The sequence below is a fragment of the Pseudorhodoferax sp. Leaf265 genome (assembly GCF_001422365.1).
Taxonomy (GTDB): Bacteria; Pseudomonadota; Gammaproteobacteria; order Burkholderiales; family Burkholderiaceae_C; genus Pseudorhodoferax.
This window is the reverse complement of sequence record NZ_LMMT01000015.1, coordinates 52,904-73,007: the sequence shown is the minus strand read 5'-3', so window position 1 is coordinate 73,007 and position 20,104 is coordinate 52,904. Positions and strand designations below refer to the sequence as shown.

The 20,104-nt window shown below is 70.1% G+C and carries 19 protein-coding genes, 1 tRNA gene and 1 riboswitch; of the genes, 12 read left to right on the top strand and 8 right to left on the bottom strand.

All coding sequences use genetic code 11. The features are described from left to right. Positions 1-23 precede the first annotated feature (23 nt). Complete coding sequence (locus ASF45_RS15790; RefSeq protein WP_056664288.1) at positions 24-1,352, bottom strand: arylsulfatase; 1,329 nt, start codon at positions 1,350-1,352, stop codon at positions 24-26. 91 nt (positions 1,353-1,443) lie between these two features. Continuing rightward, positions 1,444-2,361 (bottom strand): LysR family transcriptional regulator, encoded by a 918-nt coding sequence (locus ASF45_RS15785; RefSeq protein WP_056664284.1) that lies wholly within the window; start codon positions 2,359-2,361, stop codon positions 1,444-1,446. A 206-nt stretch (positions 2,362-2,567) separates the two neighbouring features. Between ASF45_RS15785 and ASF45_RS15780 the strand changes: the two genes are divergently transcribed. The 3 genes from ASF45_RS15780 (at position 2,568) to ASF45_RS15770 (ending at position 4,624) form a co-directional block, all read left to right on the top strand. Next, positions 2,568-3,248 (top strand): GAF domain-containing protein, encoded by a 681-nt coding sequence (locus ASF45_RS15780; RefSeq protein ID WP_056664280.1) that lies wholly within the window; start codon positions 2,568-2,570, stop codon positions 3,246-3,248. A 126-nt stretch (positions 3,249-3,374) separates the two neighbouring features. Next, entirely contained in the window at positions 3,375-3,632 is a 258-nt protein-coding gene (locus tag ASF45_RS15775) for a hypothetical protein (protein WP_056664277.1), read from the top strand. After that, entirely contained in the window at positions 3,629-4,624 is a 996-nt protein-coding gene (locus ASF45_RS15770) for a 2-hydroxyacid dehydrogenase (RefSeq protein WP_056664274.1), read from the top strand. Before ASF45_RS15775 ends, ASF45_RS15770 begins: the two co-directional genes overlap by 4 nt. Before the next feature lie 327 nt (positions 4,625-4,951). Here ASF45_RS15770 and ASF45_RS15765 read toward each other — a convergent pair whose 3' ends face one another. Then, complete coding sequence (locus tag ASF45_RS15765; RefSeq protein ID WP_056664271.1) at positions 4,952-5,557, bottom strand: nitroreductase; 606 nt, start codon at positions 5,555-5,557, stop codon at positions 4,952-4,954. Between the two features lie 64 nt (positions 5,558-5,621). Further along, positions 5,622-7,154 carry a methyl-accepting chemotaxis protein gene (locus tag ASF45_RS36955; RefSeq protein ID WP_056664268.1) on the bottom strand — a complete coding sequence of 511 codons (1,533 nt, stop codon included), beginning with the start codon at positions 7,152-7,154 and terminating at the stop codon, positions 5,622-5,624. A gap of 370 nt (positions 7,155-7,524) precedes the next feature. Further along, a riboswitch (glycine riboswitch) is annotated at positions 7,525-7,626 on the top strand. A 160-nt stretch (positions 7,627-7,786) separates the two neighbouring features. On the opposite strand from ASF45_RS36955, the gene ASF45_RS15755 reads away from it, so the two are divergent. Together ASF45_RS15755 and ASF45_RS15750 are read left to right on the top strand one after the other, a co-directional pair. After that, positions 7,787-9,061 (top strand): D-amino acid dehydrogenase, encoded by a 1,275-nt coding sequence (locus ASF45_RS15755; protein WP_056664264.1) that lies wholly within the window; start codon positions 7,787-7,789, stop codon positions 9,059-9,061. A 99-nt stretch (positions 9,062-9,160) separates the two neighbouring features. Beyond that, a complete protein-coding gene (locus tag ASF45_RS15750) occupies positions 9,161-9,346 on the top strand; it encodes a hypothetical protein (protein WP_056664260.1) in 186 nt (61 codons plus the stop codon). Positions 9,347-9,366: 20 nt separating this feature from the next. On the opposite strand, the gene ASF45_RS15745 is transcribed toward ASF45_RS15750, so the two are convergent. Next, positions 9,367-10,551, bottom strand: coding sequence for a YncE family protein (locus tag ASF45_RS15745; protein ID WP_235580931.1), 1,185 nt, complete (start codon positions 10,549-10,551; stop codon positions 9,367-9,369). After that, positions 10,551-10,718, bottom strand: a complete 168-nt coding sequence (locus tag ASF45_RS35365; RefSeq protein WP_156473034.1) for a hypothetical protein — start codon at positions 10,716-10,718, stop codon at positions 10,551-10,553. The genes ASF45_RS15745 and ASF45_RS35365 overlap by 1 nt, the downstream gene beginning before the upstream one ends. A gap of 215 nt (positions 10,719-10,933) precedes the next feature. On the opposite strand from ASF45_RS35365, the gene ASF45_RS15740 reads away from it, so the two are divergent. Next, the gene (locus ASF45_RS15740; RefSeq protein ID WP_162244009.1) at positions 10,934-12,550 is read left to right on the top strand and encodes a tannase/feruloyl esterase family alpha/beta hydrolase; all 1,617 of its coding nucleotides are present in this window, start codon (positions 10,934-10,936) and stop codon (positions 12,548-12,550) included. Between the two features lie 44 nt (positions 12,551-12,594). Beyond that, a complete protein-coding gene (locus ASF45_RS15735; RefSeq protein ID WP_056664250.1) occupies positions 12,595-13,056 on the top strand; it encodes a MarR family winged helix-turn-helix transcriptional regulator in 462 nt (153 codons plus the stop codon). 13 nt (positions 13,057-13,069) lie between these two features. Here the strand turns inward: ASF45_RS15735 and fumC are convergent, their stop codons facing one another. Next, positions 13,070-14,455, bottom strand: a complete 1,386-nt coding sequence (gene fumC, locus ASF45_RS15730) for a class II fumarate hydratase (RefSeq protein WP_056664245.1) — start codon at positions 14,453-14,455, stop codon at positions 13,070-13,072. A 154-nt stretch (positions 14,456-14,609) separates the two neighbouring features. Between fumC and ASF45_RS15725 the strand changes: the two genes are divergently transcribed. From ASF45_RS15725 to ASF45_RS15715, 3 genes are read left to right on the top strand one after another with little or no spacing between them, the layout of a single operon-like run. Further along, positions 14,610-16,163, top strand: a complete 1,554-nt coding sequence (locus ASF45_RS15725; RefSeq protein WP_056664242.1) for a fumarate hydratase — start codon at positions 14,610-14,612, stop codon at positions 16,161-16,163. After that, positions 16,163-17,005, top strand: coding sequence for a glutamate racemase (murI, locus tag ASF45_RS15720; RefSeq protein WP_235580930.1), 843 nt, complete (start codon positions 16,163-16,165; stop codon positions 17,003-17,005). Before ASF45_RS15725 ends, murI begins: the two co-directional genes overlap by 1 nt. A 25-nt stretch (positions 17,006-17,030) precedes the next feature. Continuing rightward, on the top strand, positions 17,031-17,939 hold the full coding sequence (locus ASF45_RS15715; RefSeq protein WP_056664239.1) for an SDR family oxidoreductase: 909 nt from the start codon (positions 17,031-17,033) through the stop codon (positions 17,937-17,939). A gap of 329 nt (positions 17,940-18,268) precedes the next feature. Here ASF45_RS15715 and ASF45_RS15710 read toward each other — a convergent pair whose 3' ends face one another. Next, positions 18,269-18,937 carry a glutathione S-transferase family protein gene (locus ASF45_RS15710; RefSeq protein ID WP_056664235.1) on the bottom strand — a complete coding sequence of 223 codons (669 nt, stop codon included), beginning with the start codon at positions 18,935-18,937 and terminating at the stop codon, positions 18,269-18,271. Between the two features lie 173 nt (positions 18,938-19,110). On the opposite strand from ASF45_RS15710, the gene phhA reads away from it, so the two are divergent. Next, positions 19,111-20,010, top strand: a complete 900-nt coding sequence (gene phhA, locus ASF45_RS15705; protein ID WP_056664232.1) for a phenylalanine 4-monooxygenase — start codon at positions 19,111-19,113, stop codon at positions 20,008-20,010. A 14-nt stretch (positions 20,011-20,024) separates the two neighbouring features. Continuing rightward, positions 20,025-20,098, top strand: a tRNA-Cys gene (locus tag ASF45_RS15700). The last annotated feature ends 6 nt before the right edge of the window (positions 20,099-20,104 follow it).

Below are 20,104 nucleotides of genomic sequence, written 5' to 3'. Positions count from 1 at the left end.
TGCTCCGGATGGATGGGGGTGGCTCAGGCGGGGTCCCTGGCGCCGGGCTTGGTGTGGGGGTGCTGCTCGGCGCTGTCGTTGAAGGCCTTGACCATGCGCAGCATCGGCCCCATGACCCAGGTGTTGAACACCAGCACGTCGCTCTCCTCCTTGGGATCGCGCGTGAGGTTGAACAGGTAGGGCGATTCGAGCTTGCCCTTGCCCTCGTTGACCTCGGGCTCCCAGTAGAAGTGCAGCTTCCAGTCGCGCCACTTGAGCGCGCGCATCTCCTGCTTGATGTAGAAGATGAAGCCCTCGCGCGCCGACTTCTCCTGTGCACCGAACAGGAAGTCGCGCTGGTCCACGCCGTCGATGGGGCGGTCGGCCGGCACCTCGGCGCCCCCCACCTTGGCCAGCGTCGTGAAGAGGTCGGTCACGTGCACGATCTCGTTGCTCACGCGCCCGGCCGCGATGCGGCCGGGCCAGCGCGCGATGAAGGGCACGCGCAGGCTGCCCTCCATGGCCGTGTGGTAGGTGCCGCGCCAGGGGCCGGCCGTGCCGCGGTAGGGCTGGCGGAACTCGGGGCCGTTGTCGCTGCAGAAGACGAACAAGGTGTCGTTTGCGATGCCCAGGCGCTCGACCTCGTCGACGATCTGGCCGACGCGGTGGTCCATCTCGGCCATGGCATCGGCGAAGTCGCCGTGGCCGGTGCGGCCTGCGAACTCGGCGTGCGGCAGCGTCGGAAAGTGCAGGTGCACCATCGGGAAGTACAGGAAGAAGGGCCTCTTGGCCGCCACGTTGCGCTGCATGAAGGTGCACGCGCGCTGCACCAGTTCGGCGTCGATGCCGCGGCGCGCATCCAGGTCGTAGAGCCGGACCTGCTCGGTCGGCGCGCCGGCCTGCCCTTGCATGATGTAGGGCAGATCGGCCACGCTCGGGTCGTAGCCGATGCTGGAGGTGAACTGGCTTTCGTCGGTCGTGCGCGGGATGCCGTACCAGGTGTCGAAGCCGCGGTCCGAGGGGTAGCGGCCTTCGACATCGCCCAGGTGCCATTTGCCGTAGTGGGCCGTGGCGTAGCCCTGCTGCGACAGCAGCTGCGCCAGCGTGATCTCCCAGCGCGTGAGCCCTTGCGGCAGGCCGGGCGGCACGGACTGCAGGCTGCCCGTGCGGATCGGGTGGCGGCCCGTCATGAGGGCCGAGCGCGTGGGCACGCAGTCGCTCTCCACGTTGAAGTTCTGCAGCAGCAGGCCCTGGCGGGCCAGCGCGTCGATGCGCGGCGTGGGCGCGCCCCTCAGCGCGCCGCCGCCGTAGCAGCCCAGTTCGCCCCAGCCGAGGTTGTCGGCCAGGATGAGAACGATGTTCGGAGAGGACATGTGAAGCCGACAGCAGTGGTGACGGCTTCAAGATATGCGAGACGCGCGCCGCCAGCATTCCCGACGGGCGCAGAAGCATGAATGCGGGGAATCACCGCGCCATGGATTGCGGCTTGATGGGGCGCTGGTCGAGCAGGAGCTGGCGGAAGGTGGTCATGAGCGGCGTCCAGTGCGCCTGCGGATGCGACAGCAGCACCTGGCTGCGCTGGATGGCGAACTCGCGCAGCGGCAGCGGCTGCACCCGGCCGAGCCAGCTGCGCAGCACCGAGGCCGGCACGAGTGCGAGCAGGTCGGTGGCCATGACCACGCCCATCACGGCTTCCGAGGTGTATTCGACCTCCACGCAGACATGCGGGCGCGGCGCCTCGTGGCGCGCGAAGATCTCCACCACATGGCGCCGGGCCGCGCTCTGCGCCGAGGGCATGACCCAGCCGTAGGGCGTGAGGTCGTGGAGGGCGGGCGTGGGCAGGCGCAGCAGCGGGTGGGCGGCCCGCACCACCACGTGCATGCGGTCCTCGCCGATGTCGACCTGCGCGCAGCTCAAGGCCTGGCCGCTGTAGGTGGGCACCACGGCCAGGTCGAGCTCGCCGTTCTCGACCTGGGCATTGAGCTCATCGGACTTGCCGATGCCGAGCTGCAGCCGCATGGCGGGGCGCCGGCGCACCATGTCGGCGATCGCGCGCACTGCGATGCTGTCGGCGGCCGGGCTCGTGATGCCCAGGCGCAGCAGGCCGGCGTGGCGCGCGCGCAGGTCGGTGGCCATGCGCACGAGTTCGAAATGCTGGGCCTCGAAACGCCGGGCGGTCTCCAGGAAGACCTGCCCCTCGCCTGTCAGCCGCGCCCCCTTGGCGCCACGCTCCAGCAGCGGCACGCCCACCTCCTGCTCCAGCCGCCGGATCGCCTTGGAGACGGCGGGCTGGGTCTGGCCGACTTTCTCGGCGGCCCGGCTCACGCTGCCGGAGCGCACCACCTCGAGGAAGGTGGCGACATCGTTGTTGAAGAAATTCATGATCGACGGGGATCGGGATGCAACTCCGCGCCATGGTAGGACCGCCGGCAGGCGGCGGCTGCGGGTTCAGGCGGGAGACCGCGCACCCGCGCGTGTCCTCCACACCGGACGCGTTCGAACAGCGGGGCGCACAGCGCGTTGTGTGTCCAACATGGGGTTGACACGGCATGCGTGGACAATCGCGCCCTCTGAAGCCAAGGAATACCGTGCCAACCCGCAAGCAACGCATCGACGACCTGACCGCCCTGATCCAGAGGGTCGCGGCCGGTGAGAACTGCATCCAGCGCATGGAAGGGCTGGTGGCGCGCGCCGGCGAACGCGGCGAGCCGACCGCAGACCTGTTGCGCTACCTGGAGGACATGCGCCGCGTGCAGGCCTCGTTCAGCCACAACTGCGACGCGTTGGCCAAGGCCCTGGGCGAGAGCGCCCGCATCGCGGCCCTGCAGGCGCTGAACGTGATGGATTCGCCGGAGGAGCGGGCCTACGACGACATCACGCGTCTGGCCGCCTCGGTCTGCGGCACGCCGATCGCGCTGGTGTCGCTGGTGGACGGCACGCGCCAGTGGTTCAAGGCGCGGGTCGGCTTGCAGGCCAGGGAGACGCCGCGCGAGCTGGCCTTTTGCGCGCATGCGATCCAGACCCCGGAACAGGTGATGGTGGTGCCCGACGCGCAGGCCGACCCGCGCTTCGTCGACAACGCGCTGGTGACGGGCGATCCGAACATCCGCTTCTACGCCGGGGCCCCGCTGGTCACGTCGGACGGCCATGCCCTGGGCACGCTGTGCGTGATCGACACGGTGCCGCGCACCATCGCGCAGGAGCAGCTCCAGGAGCTCGAGTTCCTCGCGAACCAGGTGATCGCCGTGCTGGAGAAGCGCGGGGCCTGAACGGGGCGGGGCGGCGCCATGGCCTGCCCTGGTGAGGATGGATGCCGCGCAAGCGCTGGGGACCGATGGCCCCGGCCTGCGTGCGATTCGGATAAGGTAGGCCCGCCCGCCTCGCCCCCCACCACCATGCCTCACCAGATCCGCACCGCGACCGCAGACGAAGCCGACCCGGCCTGCGCCGTGCTGCACGCGTCGATCACGCACTGCTGCGTGGACGACCACCACGGCGATCCCGTGGCCCTGGACGCATGGCTGCGCAACAAGACGCCCGCGCAACTGCGCGCCTGGATCCTGAGCCCGCACCACCACGCCATCACGGCCTTCGCGGGCGGCCGGCCAGGCCGCTGGCATGGCGCCCATTCCCCAGGGAGCCCGACACCATGAGAACCGCCGTCTTCAGCGCGCGCCGCTACGACCAGTCGCTGCTGGCCCAGGCCAACCGAGGCGCAGGCCACGAACTCTTGTTCATCGCCGACCGACTCACCGCCGACACGGTGCCGCTGGCGGCCGGCTGCCCGGCCGTCAGCGTGTTCGTCAACGACCAGGTGGACGCCACCGTGCTGCGCGCTCTGGCGTCCCAGGGCACGCGGCTGGTGGCCACGCGCTCGACCGGCTTCAACCACATCGACCTCGGCGCCGCAGCAGCACTGGACATTGCCGTGGTGCGCGTGGCCGACTACTCGCCGCATTCGGTGGCCGAGTTCGCCGTGGGCCTGCTGCTGGCCGTGAACCGCAAGATCGCGCGCGCCAGCATGCGCACGCGCGACGGCAACTTCGAACTCGACGGGCTCATGGGCTTCGACCTGCACGGCAAGACCGTGGGCGTGGTCGGCACGGGCAAGATCGGCGCGATCTTCGGTCGCATCATGGCCGGCTTCGGCTGCACCGTGCTGGGCCACGACCCGTTCCCCAGCCCGGCCTTCGAGCAGGCGGGCGGGCGCTACGTGCCATTGCCCGAACTGCTGGCCGGCGCCGACGTGGTCTCGCTGCACTGCCCGCTGACCGAGGCCACGCGCTACCTCGTCAACACGCAGACGCTGGCCGGCGCCAAGCGCGGTGCGCTGCTCGTGAACACCAGCCGCGGCGGCCTCGTGGACACCGAGGCCGCCATCGCGGCGCTCAAGACCGGCCAGCTCGGCGGCCTGGCCATCGACGTCTACGAGCAGGAGGCCAGCCTGTTCTTCCAGGATCTCTCCTCCACCGTCATCACCGACGACGTGATCCAGCGCCTGGTGTCCTTCCCCAACGTGATCGTGACCGGCCACCAGGCCTTCTTCACGCAGGAGGCGATCGGGCAGATCATGCAGACCACCATCGACAGCATCACGGCCTTCGCGCGCGGGGAAGAACTCGTCAACCGTGTGCCAAGGAGCTGACGCGCCCAGCGCGATGCCGCCGAAACCGGCGCCGACGCGACGAAGCCCGGCAGGTTGAGCCCGGTGCGCGCGATCAGCGCCGGGCTGCCATTGCCCGGCACCAGCGCGAGGTTGAGCCACAGCAGCGCGAACAGCATGCCGTGGTCGTCGAGCCGCGTGCGGGCTTCGTCCTTGTGGCGGACGCCGACCGCGAGCACGGCCGCGCGCTGCGTGCGACCCTTGCCCGCGAACAGCAGCAGGATGGCCAGCGTGAAGCCGGCGAAGGCATCGACGGTGAAGGCTTGGCGCAGCGTGTCGGCGGGCATGGGCGCTGCAAGAAAGTGCGGATCACCGCCCGGCTGCGGGCCCGCACCATTCGCGCACGTGCGGCGCAGCCGCAGCCCGTGCGGGCGGCTGCTTGTCGCCGCTCTGCGGCGTTCCGACATAGACGAAGCCCAGCAGCTGCTCGTTGGCCGCCAGGCCCAGGCCGGCGTGCACGGTGGGGTCGTAGGCATTGGGCCCCGACACCCAGAAGCAACCGTAGCCCTGCAGGTGCAGCGCGTTGAGCAGGTTCATCGCGGCCGCACCCGTGGCCACGGTCTGCTCGATCTCGGGCACCTTGGGGTGGGGCTGCAGATGGGCGACCACGGCCACCAGCAGCGGCGCGACCAAGGCCTTGCGGCGAAAGCGTTCGGCATCGCCCGCCGGATCGCGCAGGCGTGCGGCCTGCACGAACAGGTCGCCCAGGCGTTCGCGCGCCGCGCCGCGGATGAGCACGAAGCGCCAGGGGCGCAGCGCGCCGTGGTCGGGCGCGCACATGGTGGCGGCGAAGGCGCGCTGCAGCTCGGCCTCGCTCGGGATGGGTTCGGCCACCGGCCAGGGGGAACGGCGGGTGAGCAGCAGGTCGAGGGCCTGCGGGGCGATGGCTTCGGCCACGGGTGCGTCAATGGTCATCGGCGGCACTATAGATGCGAGCCGATCTCAACTGCGCCTGGCGGCGCATTGCCCCGTCCGGTCGTCAGGCGGCTGCCAGGCGGAACCGGCCGACCAAGCCGGTCAGGCGCGCGGCCTGGTCCTTCAGGCTTTCGGCTGCGGCGGCCGACTCTTCGACGAGGGCGGCGTTCTGCTGGGTCATGACATCCAGATGGCCCACGGCCGAGTTGACCTGGCCGATGCCCGAGGACTGCTCGGACGCAGCAGCCGTGATCTCGCCGATCACGTCGCTCACACGCTGCACGGAACTGACGATCTCGGCCATGGTGCTGCCCGCACTGCCGACCAGGGCGGCACCGGCCGCCACCTTGTCGACGCTGGCGCCGATCAGCACCTTGATCTCACGCGCGGCTTCGGCACTGCGCTGCGCCAGGTTGCGCACCTCGCCGGCCACCACCGCGAAGCCGCGGCCCTGTTCGCCCGCGCGCGCGGCCTCCACCGCCGCATTGAGCGCCAGGATGTTGGTCTGGAAGGCGATGCCGTCGATGGTGCCGATGATGTCGGCGATCTTGCGCGACGCGGTGTTGATCTCGTCCATGGTGGTCACCACCTCGGACACCACCGCACCGCCGCGGCCCGCAACCGCTGCCGCCGTGGCGGCCAGCTGGTTGGCCTGGCGCGCCGCGTCGGCGGTCTGGTTGACGGTGCCGGTCAGCTGCTCCATCGAGGCAGCGGTCTGCTGCAGGTTGCTGGCGGCTGTCTCGGTGCGGGCGGACAGGTCCTGGCTGCCGGCGGCGACCTCGTTGCTGGAGGTGCCGATGTGCTCGGCCGTGGCGCGCACGTTGGCGATCAGTTCGTGCAGGTGTTCGCGCGTGCGGTGCATTTCCTGCATCAGACCGGTGGCAGCGGCCCCTGCGGCGCTGCCGCCGCCCAGGTCGCCGTCGGCGATGCGGCGCAGGGCCTCGCGCGCCTGGGCCGGATCGCCGCCCAGTTCGCGCCGCACCGTGCGCTGCAGCAGCCAGCACATGGTGGCGGCCACCAGCACGGCCGCCAGCGCGAGGGCCGCGGCCAGCCAGGTGTGGCGGCGCGCGTCGGCACCGGTGCGCGCGTGGGCGGCCAGCGACGCCTCGCGGCCCTTGGTGATCTGCTCCACCAGCAGTGCGCGCAGGGCACGCCAGGCAGGCGTCTCCTCGGTGTTCAACACGCGCGCGGTGGTGGCCGGGTCGCCGCTGCGCACGGCTGCGAGCACCTGGGCCTGCTTGGCGCCCTGCACTTCGCGCAGCTTGGCGATCTGGCCCATGGTGGCCTGCAGCGGCGTGCCGGCGGTCCGCTCGCCCACATCGCGGGCGGCCAGCTCGTAGGCGTCCTGCGCTGCGGTGAGGTTGTCGTAGGCGCGCTTGTTGGTGGAGTCGAGCACGATGTTGCGCAGCGCCTGTCCCATCTGCAGGCCCTGGGCGTACATCTCGTTCAGGCCGTTGGCCACGGCTTGCTCCTGCTGGATGTAGCGGTCGAAATCGCCCTGCGTGCGCAGCAGTCCCCACAGGCTCATGCCGAGGGCAACGACGAACAGTGCCGCAGGCACCAACGAGCACAACAGCAGACGGACGCCGAAACGCATGCGGAACTCCTCATGTCACGGGGGGACCTGGCACTGTCGCCATGGGCACGTGGAACGTGCGGCCAATGGGAAAGCAGTTGAATATGTTCTGGTATCGCACAAATATGGGCCGAAATATGACACGCACGCCGATCTTTTGGTCCACCACCGCTTGCCGCACAAGCACTGCAGCCGGCCGCTCAGCGTGCCGCAAGAGCCGTCGTCCCCCGGGCTGAAATGGTCGATCGCACGCTGGCGTGGTGGCTGCAAACAACACCCTGCAGCGCCGGCGTCGCACAAACCTGGGCATCGGCCGCGCAACGCGCCACAATCGCGGCCTTGGCGGCACCGCAAGGTCCGCCACACCCGGCCGGCCTCCCAGATGCCGACCGGCGTGGGATCGGGAGAGTCCGCACCGCAGCAACATGCCGCGGTCGGCGCCGAAGGAGCAACCGCCCCGGAATCTCTCAGGCAAAAGGACCGGCCCCACGAACCGAACTCTGAAGAGCGCCCGGCGGCTCCGCCAACCGGGTGCACCGAAGGAGCAAGCGCAGCGCCACCGTTGCGTGAATCTCTCAGGTCCAGCACAGAGGGGGTGTCCGCCGCACGGTCGTGCAGCGGTCCCAACCCCCTGACGTGTTCTGGAACCTGACATGAAGCAATCCCACATCGCCGTGGTCGGCGGCGGCATCACCGGTGTCACCACGGCCTACGCCCTCGCCCGCCGCGGCTTTGCCGTGACGCTGTACGAGCGCCACCGATACGCCGCCATGGAAACCTCGTTCGCCAACGGCGGCCAGCTGTCGGCCTCCAACGCCGAGGTCTGGAACCTGCCGGCCACCATGCTCAAGGGCCTGAAGTGGATGCTGCGCGCCGATGCGCCGCTGCTGGTCTCGCCCAAGCCGAGCTGGCACAAGCTGTCGTGGTTCGCCGAGTTCATCGCCGCGATGCCGCACTACGAACGCAACACCATCGAGACCGCGCGGCTGGCCATCGCCGCGCGCGAGCATCTGTTCGGCTGGGCCGAGGACGAGGGCATCGCCTTCGACCACAAGCGCGAGGGCATCCTGCACATCTACCGCGACCAGGCCGGCTTCGACCACGCAGGGCGTGTGTCCACGCTGCTGGCCCAGGGCGGGCTGGAGCGCCGCGCCGTGACGCCGGGCGAGATGCGCGCCATCGAGCCCACGCTGGCGGGCAACTACTACGGCGGCTGGTATACCGAGAGCGACAGCACGGGCGACATCCACCGCTTCACCGTGGGGCTGGCGCAGGCCGCCGCACGGCGCGGCGTGCAGTGCCTGTACGAGCAGCAGGTCGAGTCGGTGCAGAGCGATGCCGGCGGCGTGACCATCACCGCCACCGCCCCCGACGGCCAGCGCCACCGGCGCCAGCACGACGGCGTGGTGGTCTGCGCGGGCGTGGCCAGCCGCCAGTTCGCCGCCGCGCTGGGCGACCGCGTGAACATCTACCCGGTCAAGGGCTACTCCATCACCGTGCACCTGGACGACGAAGCCAGCCGCGCTGCTGCGCCCCACGTGAGCCTGCTGGACGACGCGACCAAGCTGGTCACCAGCCGCCTGGGCCCGGACCGCTTCCGCGTGGCCGGCACGGCCGAATTCAACGGCGAGAACCGCGACATCCGCGCCGACCGCATCCGCCCGCTGGTCGACTGGGTGCGCGACTGCTTCCCCGGCGTGGACACGCGCCGTGTGACGCCCTGGGCCGGGCTGCGGCCCATGCTGCCCAACATGCTGCCGCGCGTGGGGCGCGGGCGCTCGGCCAACGTGTTCTACAACACCGGCCACGGGCACCTGGGCTGGACGCTGTCGGCCGTGACGGCGGACATGGTGGCCGGCACGGTGGCCACGGCGTACGGCAGCACGGCATCCGTCGCGGGTGCGCCGCTGGCCGCGGCGGCGGCCTGAAGCGCGGGGCCGGCGCGGCGCCCCCGGCTCCCAGCGTCAGAACCGCTCGCGCAGCGCGGCCTGTACCTTTGCGCAGCGCGCGCAAGCGACTTCGACCTGGTGCACCGTGACGTGGACTTCCTGGTCGAGTTTGCGCCCGGCGCGCAGCCCGGGCTGCACACGTTCTCCGGCGCCAAGGCCGCGTTGGAACAGTTGCTCGGGCGCGGCGTCGATCTGGCGGAGCCGGCCGTGGCGCGCAAGCCCTGCGTGCTGGGCCGGCATCAACCGCTACAGCGAGGCCGTTGAGGCAGCGTGACCCGCGCCCCTCAGCGCAGATCGATCCGCACCAGGCTCTCGCGGCCGTCCTTGCGGAAGGCCGGATGCTTTTCGCGCGGGGCCTTGACCGAGACGTACAGCGTGTCGCCGTCCGGCGTGACGGCCAGGCTGTTCGGGTGCACCGGCAGGTCGATGCTGCGCTTGACGGCGTAGCTGGCGCCATCGATCACGGTCAGCGCGCCCGTGCCCTCCGGCTTCTCGCGCGAGACGCCGCGGTTGGTGGCATAGATCTCGTTGCGCTGCGGGTTGTAGGCCACGTCCAGCGCGCCCGTGCCCAGTGCAACGGTCTTGAGCAGCTTGCCGCTGGCGATGTCCCACACGTAGAGCTGGCCGGTGTTGGAGTCGGTGTTGAACAGGCGCTGGCCCTGCGCATCCAGCGCCAGGTTCAGGAAGAAGTGCCTGGAGTCCTGCGCCGTGTTGCCCTTGGAATCACCCGTGGAGAAGCGGCCGACGACCTGGCCCGCATCGGGGTCGATGGCCAGGATCTCGTGCACGCCGCCCTGGCTCACGTACAGGCGGTTCGCGGCCGCGTCGTAGACGGCACCGGCGGTCCAGATGCCTTCGCTGCGGATGGTGTGCGTGAGCTGGCCCTTGGCGCCGTCGACGATCCAGACGACGCCGGGCTGGCCAGGGCTGGTGACGAAGACGCGGTTGTGCTTCTCGTCCACGATCACCTTGCGCGTGTGCGGCATGCTTTCCTTGCCGTCGGCCTTCTTCTCGGCCACGCCGAGCTGGATCTGGCCTCGGACAGCGCCGCTTGCGGCATCCACCACGGTCAGCGAGCCGTCCAGCGTGTTGCCCACGTACAAGGTGTTGGTCACGCTGTTCAGGCCCAGCGCGAAGGCGCGGCGCGGCAGCTGCACGGTCTGCAGTGGCTGCAGCGTGCGCGCGTCCAGGCGGTGCACGTAGCCGGGCGAAGCGGCGTCGAACGAGGGCGTGGCGGCCACGAACACGGTGCCGGTGGCGGGCGCCACGGCGACTTCGTAGATGCCCTGGAAGGCGTCCTGGCGCAGCACGGGTGCCGCGCCGATGGCCGCCGCGCCGGTGCTGGCGGCGTGCAGGGACGGGCCGCTCTGGCAGGCCACCAGCGCCAGCGCGGCGGCCAGGGTGGCGCCCAGGCGCCAGGCGCGCCGGCAGACAGGACCAGTGGCGGGACGGATTCGCATGCGAGACATCAAGACATTTCCTTGGGAAGGGGGGTCATCACCAGGTGCGCCACGGCGGCAGCACTGCCAGTCGACAGCATAACCTCAAATGCAATCGATTCGCATTTGCCAGCAAGCTCCCGCGTATGCATGGTGCGCGCCATGCCGGTGCGCACCAGTGCGTGTTGCACCAGCATGAATAGGGTGTAGGCGCTCTAATTTCTGCCCTGCATCGGACCTTCTTCCGATGAAATTTCCTTGTGCGATGGCGCAGAGCTTGCTATAGCAGTTCAGCGTATGCACTGGAAGTCGTGCGCCCTTGCCGCTCCCGTGCTGCGCGCCCTGCCCCTTCACCCTGGAGTAAGCCATGCGAAGCCTGTGCAATGCCACGATGCCTGCCGGTGCCGTTCTGTTGACCCTTGCCCTGTCGGGCTGCGGGGGCAGCGACGGCGACCCCGAACCGACCGCGATGACGCTGGAGCAGTTCCAGGTGGCCTGCGCCGCGCTCAACGGCACGGCCGTCGCGGGCGGCGCGGTGAGCGAGTCCACGTTCACGGCGGCGTCCGACGGCGCGGCCAGCGCGACCGCGGTGCCGCAGCACTGCCTGCTGCGCGGCGCGATGAACCAGCGCACCGGCATCGACGGCAAGCCCTATGCGCTCGGCTTCGAGATGAGCCTGCCCTTCACCTGGAACAAGCGCTTCTACTACCAGGGTGGATCGGGCGTCGACGGCACCCTGTTCCGCGCCCTGGGCGCCTACACCGGCGGCGGCAACACGCGCAACGCGCTGCTGGACGGCTATGCCGTGGTCACGACCGACTCGGGCCACCGCGCCGAGGCGGGCGTGGCCAACGGCGCCTTCCTGTTCGGCGCCGATCCGCAGGCACGGTACGAATACGGCGACCAGCAGTTGCCCCAGGTGACGGCGGCGGCCAAGGCGCTGATCCGCAAGTTCTACGGCATCGTGCCGGTGCGTTCGTACTTCGTCGGCTGCTCCAACGGCGGCCGCCAGGCCATGATCGCGGCCCAGCGCTACCCCGACCTGTTCGACGGCATCGTGGCCGCGGCGCCAGGGTTCCGCCTCACGCAGGCGTCGATCCAGGGCTCGGTCTACCAGGCGCAGATCGCAGCGGCCATTGCCCCCACCGGCACCGACGGCCGGCCGGACATCACCAAGCCGCTCACGGCCGACGACCAGGCCGTGGTGCGCCAGCGCATCCTGGACGCCTGCGATGCGCTGGACGGCGCCGCGGACGGCATGGTCAGCCGCATGAGCGCCTGCAAGCCCGATCCGCTGGCCTGGGCCTGCCAGCCGGGCGAGAGCGGCAACTGCCTGTCGGCACCGAAGGCCGACTATGTGAAGAAGCTGTTCGACGGTGCCAGGACCACCGCGGGCGAGCAGGTCTATGCGCCATGGCCCTTCGACCCCGGCATGGCGGCGCAGTCGGCCAATCCGTTCTACACCATCTTCGCGGGCGAGGCCTCGCACATCTACACCACGCCACCGACGATCACGGCCGACCTGCTGGGCTACGGGCTGGGCGCCAGCGTGGACGCGGAATTCGCCAAGCTCAGTGCCACCAACCCCAGCTTCACGCGCTCGGGCAACGACTTCACCAACGCCGAGTCGCCGGACATGGACCGCTTCCGGGCCCGCGGTGGCAAGCTCATCGTCTTCAACGGCGCGGCCGACCTGGCGTTCTCCATCCACGACGTCGAGAGCTACTACAAGAAGGTGCAGGCACGCTACGGCGCCGACCAGGCGGCCGGCTTCGCGCGTGCCTTCTTCGTGCCCGGCATGGGGCATTGCTCCGGCGGCGCCTACGGCACCGACCAGTTCGACGCCGTGGGCGCGCTGGTGGACTGGGTGGAAAAGGGCACGGCGCCCGACGCGATGGTGTCCACGGCGCGGGCCGCGGCCGGTGTCGCCTGGCCTGGCCGCACCCGCCCCTTGTGTGCCTATCCCAAGGAGGCGATCTACAAGGGCTCCGGTAGCATCGAAGACGCCGCCAACTTCAGCTGCCAGTAGCGCGCGGTGCGCGCTGCACCGGCGCATTGCCCGCATTTCCCCGCATGCCACGCACGCCCCCTGCCCCGCCGCGCGAACCGCCCAACGACTATGCCGTCACCGAGCAGGTGGGCCACCTGCTGCGGCGGGCCTACCAGCGGCATGTCGCGCTGTTCCAGGCGGAGATCCCGGACTCGCAGTTGACGGCGGCACAGTTCGTGACGCTGTGTGCGGTGCGGGACATCGCAGGCTGCTCGCTCAACGATCTTGTCAAGCGCACGGCCATCGACCAAGCCACGGTGCGCGGCGTGGTCGAGCGGCTGGCCGCGCGCGGCCTGCTGACCGTGTCGGCGCACCAGCGCGATGGACGCAAGCGCGAACTGGCGTTGACGGATGCGGGTGCCGAACTCGTGGCGGCCACCGTGCCCTTCGCCCAGCGCGTCACCGAGCGCACCTTCGGCGATTTCAATCCCGCAGAGCGGCTGGCCCTGGTCTACCTGCTGCAGCGCATGGCGGACATGCCTTGAGCGGGCGGGCCGCTCAGCGGCCGACCATGTTCGCGGCCACCACCCACTGGTCGAACTGCTCGCCCGTGACATGGCCCGAGGCGATGGCGGCCTCGCGCAGGCTCAGGCCTTCCTTGTGGCCCTTCTTGGCGATGTAGGCGGCCTTGTCGTAGCCGATGTGCGGGTTCAGCGCGGTGACCAGCATCAGCGACTGCTCGACCAGGTGGGCGATGCGGTCCAGGTTGGGCTCGATGCCGACCGCGCAGTTGTTGTTGAAGCTGACCATGCCGTCGGCCAAGAGGCGCACGCTCTGCAGGAAGTTGTGGGCCACCACCGGGCGGAACACGTTGAGCTCGAAGTTGCCCGAGGCGCCGCCGATGTTGATGGCCACGTCGTTGCCGAACACCTGGGCGGCGAGCATGGTCACGGCCTCGCTCTGCGTGGGGTTGACCTTGCCCGGCATGATGGACGAGCCGGGCTCGTTCTCGGGGATGCTCAATTCGCCGATGCCGCTGCGCGGGCCGCTGGCCAGCCAGCGCACGTCGTTGGCGATCTTGTTCATGCTGGCGGCCAGGGTCTTGAGCGCGCCGTGCGCGTGCACCAGCGCATCCTGCGAGGCCAGCGATTCGAACTTGTTGGGCGCCGTGACGAACGGCAGACCGGTGATGGCGGCCAGCTCCTGGGCCACGCCTTCGGCATAGCCCTTGGGCGCGTTCAGGCCCGTGCCCACGGCCGTGCCGCCCAGCGCCAGTTCGTACAGGTGCGGCAGCGCGGCCTGCACGTGCTTCTTGCCGTGCTCCAGCTGCGCGACCCAGCCCGAGATCTCCTGGCCCAGCGTGAGCGGCGTGGCGTCCTGCAGATGGGTGCGGCCGATCTTGACGATGTGGTCGAAGGCCTTGGCCTTGGCGTCCAGCGTGGCCTTGAGCAGGTCGATGGCGGGCAGCAGCTTGCGGGTCAGTGCATCGACGGCGGCCACGTGCGAGGCCGTGGGGAACACGTCGTTGGACGACTGGCTCTTGTTCACGTCGTCGTTGGGGTGCACCAGCCGGCCCTCGCCGCGCTCGCCGCCCAGCAGCTCGCTGGCCCGGTTGGCGATGACCTCGTTGAGGTTCATGTTGGTCTGCGTGCCAGAGCCGGTCTGCCAGACCACCAGCGGGAATTCGTCCGGGTGCCTGCCCTCGATGACCTCCTGCGCGGCGGCGACGATGGCGTCCTTTTTCTTCGCGTCGAGCAGGCCCAGCGCATGGTTCACCGTGGCCGAGGCCCGCTTGACCTGGGCCAGCGCACGGATGATCTCGCGCGGCTGGCGCTCGCCCGAGATGTCGAAATTCTGCAGCGAGCGCTGGGTCTGCGCGCCCCAGAGCTTGTCGGCGGGCACCTCGATGGGGCCAAAGGTGTCGCGTTCGGTACGGGTGGTCATGATGGGAGGCCTTAGCAAACAAGAGCAATTCTCATCTTACCGCGCACAGCTGCGCACGGCACGCCGGGCGCGGCCCGGCATTCGACCCCGCGCCGGGCCCGGGAGGCACCGTTTGGGATAATTCCGCCCGCCTCCTACAACGATCCCCCACGACATGACCACGACCATCAAGCAGGCAGACCTGATCGAATCGATCGCCGCCGCGCTGCAGTACATCAGCTACTACCACCCGACCGACTACATCGCCCACCTGGCGCGCGCCTACGCGCGCGAGCAGAGCCCCGCCGCCAAGGACGCCATCGCCCAGATCCTGACCAACAGCAAGATGAGCGCCACCGGCCAGCGCCCCATCTGCCAGGACACCGGCATCGTCAACGTGTTCCTCAAGGTCGGCATGGACGTGCGCTGGGAAGGCTTCACGGGCAGCCTGGACGACGCCATCAACGAAGGCGTGCGCCGCGGCTACAACCACCCCGACAACACGCTGCGCGCCAGCGTGGTGGCCGACCCGCACTTCGACCGCAAGAACACCAAGGACAACACGCCGGCCGTGATCTTCACCGAGATCGTGCCCGGCAACACCGTGGACGTGACGGTCGCGGCCAAGGGCGGCGGCAGCGAGAACAAGAGCAAGATGGCCATGCTGAACCCGGGCGACTCCATCGTCGACTGGGTGCTCAAGACCGTGCCGACCATGGGCGCGGGCTGGTGTCCGCCCGGCATGCTGGGCATCGGCATCGGCGGCACGGCCGAAAAATCGGTGCTGATGGCCAAGGAGTCGCTGATGGACGACCTGGACATGTACGAGCTGCAGGCCAAGAAGGCCTCGGGCGCCGAGCTCAGCAAGGTCGAGGCGCTGCGCATCGAGCTGTACGAGAAGGTCAACGCGCTGGGCATCGGCGCCCAGGGCCTGGGCGGCCTCACCACCGTGCTGGACGTCAAGATCAAGATGTACCCCACGCACGCGGCCAGCAAGCCCGTGGCCATGATCCCCAACTGCGCGGCCACGCGGCATGCGCACTTCGTGCTGGACGGCTCGGGCGCGGTCTACCTGGATCCGCCCTCGCTGGACCTGTGGCCCGACGTGGCCTGGGCGCCCGACTACAACAAGAGCAAGAAGGTCGACCTCAACACGCTGACCAAGGCCGAGGTCGCCAGCTGGAAGCCCGGCGACACGCTGCTGCTGAACGGCAAGATGCTGACCGGCCGCGATGCGGCCCACAAGCGCATCAAGGACATGCTGGCCAAGGGCGAGAAGCTGCCGGTGGACTTCACCAACCGCGTCATCTACTACGTCGGCCCGGTCGACCCGGTGCGCGACGAGGCCGTGGGCCCCGCCGGCCCGACCACCGCCACGCGCATGGACGGCTTCACCGAGATGATGCTGGCCGAGACCGGACTGATCTCCATGATCGGCAAGTCCGAGCGCGGCCCGGTGGCCATCGAGGCCATCAAGAAGCACCAGAGCGCCTACCTGATGGCCGTGGGCGGCGCCGCTTACCTGGTCAGCAAGGCCATCAAGACCGCCAAGGTGGTGGGCTTCGCCGACCTGGGCATGGAGGCCATCTACGAGTTCGACGTGGTCGACATGCCGGTCACCGTGGCCGTGGACGCCGGCGGCACCAGCGCGCACATCACGGGCCCGGCCGAGTGGTCCAAGCGCATCGCCAGCGGCGAGTTCAAGGGCATCGAACTGGCCAGCGCCTGATGCTGCAGGCCATGCCGGCGGGCGACCCCAGACCCATCGGCGTGTTCGACAGCGGCACCGGCGGCCTGTCGGTGCTGCGCGCACTGCATGCGGCGTTGCCGCACGAGGACTTCATTTACGCCGACGACAGCGGCTTCGCGCCGTACGGCGAGCGCGATGCCGGCTTCGTGCAGCAGCGCACGCAGGCCATCACGGCGGCGCTGCAGGCGCGCGGCGTCAAGGCGCTCGTGATCGCCTGCAACACGGCCACGGCCGCAGCCGCCGAGGCCGTGCGCGCCGAATGGCCTGCCCTGCCCATCGTCGGCGTGGAGCCGGCCTTGAAGCCCGCCGTGGCGGCCAGCCACACGCGCCGCATCGGCGTGATCGCCACGCGCGGCACCTTGGCCAGTGCGCGCTTCGCGGCGCTGCAGGCGGCCGTGGCCGGCGACGTGGACTGCGTGGTCCAGCCCTGCGACGGCCTGGCCGCGGCCATCGACGCCTCGGTGCACCGTGACGATGGACCCGATGCGGTGCAGCCGCTGGCCGCGCACTACCTCGCGCAGATGGGGCCCTTCGGCACCGGCCCCGGCGAGATCGACACGCTGGTGCTGGGCTGCACCCACTACGTGCTGATCGCCCCGCTGCTGCAGTCGCTGCTCGGTCCCTGGGTGCGGCTGGTGGCCACCGGCGAGGCCGTGGCCCGGCAGACCGTGCGCCGGCTCGGCCCCGGGGGGCTGGCGCGGCGCACACGGCTCGGCGAGCTGAGCCTGCTCAGCAGCGGCCCGACCACGCAACTCGACCGTGCCGCCCGGCATTGGCTGGCGCGCCTGCACGTGCCGGCCGCCTGTGGGACCATGGCATGACCGACCTGCGCCCTGGAGCCCTGCCATGTCCGAACACCCCCAACCACTGGCCGACTGCATCGCCGTCGTGACCGGCGCCAGCCGCGGCGCGGGCCTCGGCATCGCCCTGGAACTCGGCGCCGCGGGCGCCACCGTGGTCGTGACCGGCCGCAGCACGCGTGAGCGGCCTGCCGCGGGCTACGACGGGATCCTCGCGCTGTCGGGCCAGAGCCAGCTGCCCGGCGACATCGACAGCACGGCCGAGGCCGTCACCGCCGCGGGTGGCCGCGGCATCGCCATCGCCTGCGACCATGGCGACGAAGCCCAGGTTGAGGCCTTGTTCGAGCGCGTGCTGCGTGAACACGGCCGCATCGACCTCTTGGTCAACAACGCCTGGGGTGGGCACCAGAGCTTCGACGGCGTGTTCGATGCGCCGTTCTGGCAGCACCCGCTCGCGCACTGGGACAGCATGCTGCAGCACGGTGTGCGGCACCACCTGCTGGCCAGCCGCCAGGCGGCGCCGGCCATGGTGGCGCAGGGCCGCGGGCTGATCGTCACCACCACCTTCCACGACCGCGGCCACTACCTGCGCGGCAACCTGTACTACGACCTGGCCAAAGCCGCCATGACGCGCCTGGCCTTCGGCATGGCCGAGGAGTTGCGGCCGCATGGCGTGGCGTCGCTCGCGCTGTCGCCAGGCTGGATGCGCACCGAGTTCGTGCTGCAGGGCCACCGCACGGACGAAGACCATTGGCACGAACGCTCGGAACTCGCGCGGACCGAATCGCCGCGCTATCTGGGCCGGGCGGTGGCCGCGCTGGCGGCTGACCCGCAGGTGCTGGACTGGAGCGGCCAGGTGCTGCTGGTGGCCGAGCTCGCGCAGCGCTACGGCTTCACCGATGTCGATGGGCGCCAGCCACCGGCCTTCGCGCTCGACGCGCCGGCGGGCCGCTGAGCTTCAGAGGGTGTTTCCGAAATGAATAGGCCCACGCCGGGGTGCCCTGCGGCCATGGGCAAGGCGCGACACGCAGGCCGTGCTGGAGCCCGGACAAGTGGCGNCGCGCGCATGGTCCAGGGGCTGGCGTCGTTCGTGCGCAGCGAGGAAGCCTGAGAGGGTGTTTCCGAAATGAATAGGCCCACGCCGGGGTGCCCTGCGGCCATGGGCAAGGCGCGACACGCAGGCCGTGCTGGAGCCCGGACAAGTGGCGCGACGCAGCCCATGGCCGCAGGGCGCCCCGGCCCGAAGGGTGCGGCCGTGGGCCTATTCATTTCGGAAACACCCTCTCAGACCGTGGCAGGCGCCACGGCCACGCCCTGCGCCTGCGCGGCCTGCTCTTGGGCCGCCAGCGCCCGCAGGTGGCCGGGCCGCTGGCGCAGCCGCTCCCAGTAGGCCCGCACGCTGGCCGGGTACTGGCCCGACAGCCCGACGAGTTCGCCCAGCATCAGCGCGTAGCCGACCGAGACGTCGGCCGCCGTGAAGCGGTCGGCCGCCAGGAAGGACTGGTGCTCCAGCCGCGCCGCGATCGCGCGCAGCCGCGCCAGGAACCAGCGGCCGTAGTCCTCCGCCACCTGGGGCTGGCGCCGCTCGGGCGGCTCGAAACGGCCGTAGCGCAGCACCAGCGTCTGCGGGAAGGTCAGCGTGGCCTCGCCGTGGTGCAGCCAGTTCAGGTAGTGGGCGTGGTCGCGCTCGCCGCGCCCCACCCACAGGCCCAGGCGGTTGTCCGGGTCCTGCGTTTCCGCGAGGTACTGGCACATGGCGGCCGACTCGGTCATGGTCTGGTCGCCATCCTCGAGGAAGGGCACGGTGCCCAGCACGTTGATGTCCAGGTAGCTGCGCTGCAGCGCGCGCGGCGGAAACGGGAGCATCTTGAGCGCGTAGGGCACCTGCAGTTCTTCCAGCGTCCACAGCGGACGGAACGAGCGTGCGCTCACGCAGTGGTAGAGGGTGGGCATGGCTGCGAAGGATAGCGTGGGCGTCGCAGGATTCTTGCGTCATTGCGCTGCCCGCGCTGTCGCGCGCAGGATATCGGCGTTGTGCGCGCGTTAGGGTGGCCGTCCTCTTGCGCGGTGGCGCGTGGCGCAGTGCAATGGCCTGGACAAGCCGCATCGGCCGACCGGGAGAGCACATGCAAGCACAGCAAGAGACCAAGGCCAGGCACGGGCTGGCCGCCGGCGACACCGGCCGGCCTGCACGCGCGGACTGGACGATCGACCAGGGCTGGTCGCAGTACACGGCCGCGGAGCATGCCGTCTGGAAGACGCTGTTCGAACGCCAGAGCCGGCTGCTGCCGGGCCGCGCCTGCGATGCCTTCGTGCAGGGCATGCGCGATCTGCCCATCGGCCCCGAGCAGATTCCCGACTTCGAACGCCTCTCCGAGATCCTGCACGCCCGCACCGGCTGGCAGGTCGTGGCCGTGCCGGGCCTGGTGCCAGACGAGGTGTTCTTCGAGCACCTCGCGAACCGGCGCTTTCCAGCTGGCCACTTCATCCGCCAGGCGCACGAGCTGGACTACCTGGAAGAGCCCGACGTGTTCCACGACGTGTTCGGCCATGTGCCCATGCTCATGAACCCGGCGATCGCCGACTACATCCAGGCCTACGGCGTGGGCGGCCTGCGCGCGCAGCAGCTGGGCGTGCTGGACAAGCTGGCGCGGGTCTACTGGTACACGGTGGAATTCGGCCTCGTGCAGCAGGCCGACGGGCTGCGCATCTATGGCGCGGGCATCGCCTCCTCGTACACGGAAACCGTGTTCGCGCTCGACGATCCCTCGCCCAACCGCATCGCCTTCGACCTCGAGCGCGTGATGCGCACGCGCTACCGCATCGACGATTTCCAGGAGAGCTACTTCGTGATCGACGACCTCGATCAGCTGCTGGAACTGGCCCGCATCGACTTCGCGCCGCTGTACGCGCGCACCCAGGGCCAGGCCGAGCACGTGCCCGGCACCGTGCTGGCCAGCGACCGCGTGCTCGTGCGTGGCACCGGGACGTACCACGCGGCCAAGAACGCCAAAAACTTGGTATAGAATCATGGGCTTTTGGCGCGATAGCAAAGCGGTTATGCAACGGATTGCAAATCCGTCTAGCCCGGTTCGACTCCGGGTCGCGCCTCCAGATTCT

Coding starts and splice junctions, on each gene's coding strand:
- phhA (WP_056664232.1), top strand. CDS start 19,111: ATGCAAGCACAGCAAGAGACCAAGGCCAGGCACGGGCTGGCCGCCGGC.
- ASF45_RS15735 (WP_056664250.1), top strand. CDS start 12,595: ATGCCACGCACGCCCCCTGCCCCGCCGCGCGAACCGCCCAACGACTAT.
- fumC (WP_056664245.1), bottom strand. CDS start 14,455: ATGACCACCCGTACCGAACGCGACACCTTTGGCCCCATCGAGGTGCCC.
- ASF45_RS15745 (WP_235580931.1), bottom strand. CDS start 10,551: ATGTCTCGCATGCGAATCCGTCCCGCCACTGGTCCTGTCTGCCGGCGC.
- ASF45_RS15725 (WP_056664242.1), top strand. CDS start 14,610: ATGACCACGACCATCAAGCAGGCAGACCTGATCGAATCGATCGCCGCC.
- murI (WP_235580930.1), top strand. CDS start 16,163: ATGCTGCAGGCCATGCCGGCGGGCGACCCCAGACCCATCGGCGTGTTC.
- ASF45_RS15790 (WP_056664288.1), bottom strand. CDS start 1,352: ATGTCCTCTCCGAACATCGTTCTCATCCTGGCCGACAACCTCGGCTGG.
- ASF45_RS15765 (WP_056664271.1), bottom strand. CDS start 5,557: ATGACCATTGACGCACCCGTGGCCGAAGCCATCGCCCCGCAGGCCCTC.
- ASF45_RS15770 (WP_056664274.1), top strand. CDS start 3,629: ATGAGAACCGCCGTCTTCAGCGCGCGCCGCTACGACCAGTCGCTGCTG.
- ASF45_RS36955 (WP_056664268.1), bottom strand. CDS start 7,154: ATGCGTTTCGGCGTCCGTCTGCTGTTGTGCTCGTTGGTGCCTGCGGCA.
- ASF45_RS15755 (WP_056664264.1), top strand. CDS start 7,787: ATGAAGCAATCCCACATCGCCGTGGTCGGCGGCGGCATCACCGGTGTC.
- ASF45_RS15715 (WP_056664239.1), top strand. CDS start 17,031: ATGTCCGAACACCCCCAACCACTGGCCGACTGCATCGCCGTCGTGACC.
- ASF45_RS15710 (WP_056664235.1), bottom strand. CDS start 18,937: ATGCCCACCCTCTACCACTGCGTGAGCGCACGCTCGTTCCGTCCGCTG.
- ASF45_RS35365 (WP_156473034.1), bottom strand. CDS start 10,718: ATGCTGGTGCAACACGCACTGGTGCGCACCGGCATGGCGCGCACCATG.
- ASF45_RS15775 (WP_056664277.1), top strand. CDS start 3,375: ATGCCTCACCAGATCCGCACCGCGACCGCAGACGAAGCCGACCCGGCC.
- ASF45_RS15785 (WP_056664284.1), bottom strand. CDS start 2,361: ATGAATTTCTTCAACAACGATGTCGCCACCTTCCTCGAGGTGGTGCGC.